This is a genomic window from Anaerophaga thermohalophila DSM 12881 (assembly GCF_000191885.1).
Classification (GTDB): Bacteria; Bacteroidota; Bacteroidia; order Bacteroidales; family Marinilabiliaceae; genus Anaerophaga; species Anaerophaga thermohalophila.
The window spans coordinates 1-2,557 of record NZ_AEWI01000151.1 but is presented as its reverse complement, the minus strand read 5'-3'; the positions used below and the strand labels follow the sequence as shown (position 1 = coordinate 2,557).

Annotated in this window: 3 protein-coding genes; all 3 read right to left on the bottom strand. The window is 31.6% G+C overall.

Annotation, left to right across the window (positions count from 1 at the left end):
• Positions 1–318: 318 nt before the first annotated feature.
• The 3 genes from ATH1_RS0117370 to ATH1_RS0117355 all read right to left on the bottom strand — a co-directional run bounded on the left by ATH1_RS0117370 (position 319) and on the right by ATH1_RS0117355 (position 2,315).
• Positions 319–810, bottom strand: a complete 492-nt coding sequence (locus ATH1_RS0117370) for a hypothetical protein (RefSeq protein ID WP_139035506.1) — start codon at positions 808–810, stop codon at positions 319–321.
• A 19-nt stretch (positions 811–829) separates the two neighbouring features.
• Entirely contained in the window at positions 830–1,309 is a 480-nt protein-coding gene (locus ATH1_RS0117365) for a hypothetical protein (protein ID WP_010424732.1), read from the bottom strand.
• 214 nt (positions 1,310–1,523) lie between these two features.
• Positions 1,524–2,315, bottom strand: a complete 792-nt coding sequence (locus ATH1_RS0117355) for a zinc ribbon domain-containing protein (protein ID WP_010424725.1) — start codon at positions 2,313–2,315, stop codon at positions 1,524–1,526.
• Between the last annotated feature and the right edge of the window lie 242 nt (positions 2,316–2,557).

Genomic DNA, 2,557 nt, shown 5'->3' with positions numbered 1-2,557 from the left:
CATAAACAAATTAATTCGGGGACTACAAACGGCTTTCAAAAATATTGCAATTGGTTATCAGATAGTTACAAAATAAAATAATCGAAATTTGTGCATTTTTTGGTTTTTTGGGTGGCATTTTTCACAAGTTGGGTTAATTTTCCTATTTTTGATGACATAAGTAGTGGTTTGTTGATGATTTTGCTTTTTGTCTTGTAATTACCTCAAATATAGCAAATTAAATCATAAAAACCACTGCTTTTTCTTATTTTTTATCCCCTTTTTTCAAGGCTTACAGAAGTGGGAAACTTGAATTAATAATTATCAATTACGCATATATTATTTAATACCGGCAGCTTTTAATAATCCATCAATGCCAATTAAACTTAATGATGACTTCATTGAACTTATTGTTTCGTCATGATTTGGAAGGTCACTTCGCAATATTATGTAAATAGTCAAATATTCGTTGTAATTTTTATAAGTATCTTTTGGGTCATTAAGAGCGTTCATTCCTTCCATCATTTTAATCATGCTTTCATTTACTCCTCTATCTGCCAAAAGTTGTTTTGCTTTAACAGTTTTATCTGCAATTTCTTGCTTGCTGTCCACATATTTGTTGTCAAGACTAGATAACAAATAATCAAATCGCTTAACCGTTTGGTCATTATCTGAAACGTAACCGTTTTTTTCCACCACTGCCAATTTATAAGCGATTGACTGAGAATAGAGATTCGAGTTTGACATCAGAAAAATTGATATAGCGAACAAAATCACTAACGTAATTTTCCCTTTTTCTCTTTTTTTAGATTTTAGTTTTGAAGTTTTCATAACATAAATTTTTAGGTTTTTATTTATTTTCCCATTCATCAAATACTTTCTCAATGGTTTTGTTTAGTTCATTAAGTATTTTTAAATATTCCGTTCTGAAAAATTGGTCAGATGGAATTTGTGGATTTAAGTCAGGGTTTCCTAAACAAATATATTGACTTTCCAAGGTTTTAATTTTTTCCCTAATTTCTGAATTCAAGTAAGGATAATTTTGTTTTACATTTTTGAAAAAGTATTTTTTCATCAAGAAAACAAAATCCTGTCGTGGGTCATCTGCTGGGTCATAAAAAGAATAAGCTTTTGAAATAAATTCATATACTTCAAGGTATGCATTAAACTTCCTCTCATTATACATTTTAATTTTCTCAACTTTGATTTGAGTTTTTCTTCTGGATTTTTCTTTCCATTGATTAGCAATAATTGTCAATAAAGAGCCAGTAATAACAGATAGTATTGAGAAAACTCCTATCCAAAACCATTCTTCTTTAATAATATCCATTTCTAATTTTGAATTTTAAATTCGTACTAATCTGTATTTTTTTCAAGCTTGCCTGCAACGTTGAACTGTATGCGGTCGGCCGGGGCTTTCAAACCCGCTACGATTGTGTCAAGCTGTGAGCGGGTAACAAGGAAAAACGAAGCTTGCAATATGCTGTGTAGCCCCGGCTGGCGTATACAGATTGTTGGCATCTGCTTTAATATTCGTTCCAATATTAGTGGAATTCTACTTTTGAAATAATTCTTTTTCCGTAATTATGTTGTTTATTTTCAACGAGTTTGAAAAAGCCACGTTCGGCGTCTACCGCGTATTCGCTATTCAAAAATTCTTTTGCTATTTTCTTACAGAGCTTACACCATTCGTAATAATATATTTGCGAATTTTTATTAATCCTTATTCCCGAATCCTTTTCACGGTAAGCAATATTTGTAAGGGGATTATTCTCATTGCAATCATCTTTTAATTGCATTATTTTTTTATCTAAAATTACATAATTCTGTGGATTAAGGAACATAATTATCTTGCTCACAAATGAGAATCCAGAATATTCAGGAAGTCGTACTTTTTTTATATTTATTGGAGAAAAATTGTTGTTTATTACTAGATTATGAAATGCCATAAGTTGTTTGATGGTTACTTTTTCTCTGAACCGATTAATTCTTACTACACCATATCCAGTTCTATAATATCCCCAAAATAGTACATTTGAAAGCCCATCCTTTATTTCTTCAGGTTCATTGCTTTTTAATTTTTTCTGAATATTTGTTTCAAGTTGCCTGTAGTTTGCAAATTCGACTTCTTTTTTTGTTTTGAAGTCAAACAATTTTTTTGGGTAATCATAAACTGGAAATTTAAGCTTACCTATATTGTTAATTTCCCAGTTTTCAGTTGAGGCAGCGAGAGGACTTTCAACGTTTGAATTTTGTTTTTCGTGTTGAGCCTGACCACAAAATTTACAAAACTTGCTGTCATTATCTATTTTTTTACCACATTCCTTGCAATACATAGGATTACAAAATTACATAGGTTAAATTCTATTCTAAATATCAATTTTATCCTATTTTCTGACCATGTTTTGAATTTGCATTTTTCCTTTAAGTGGTTGGCAACGCCCTGCTGTATGCGCCAGGCCGGGGCTTTCAGACCAGCTATGGATTTATCAGCTTGAAAGCATGTGAGAGGGTAATACAAAACCCTCAATATGCTGTGGATGCCACGGCTGGCGTATATAGCTTTGTTGCCGTTTCG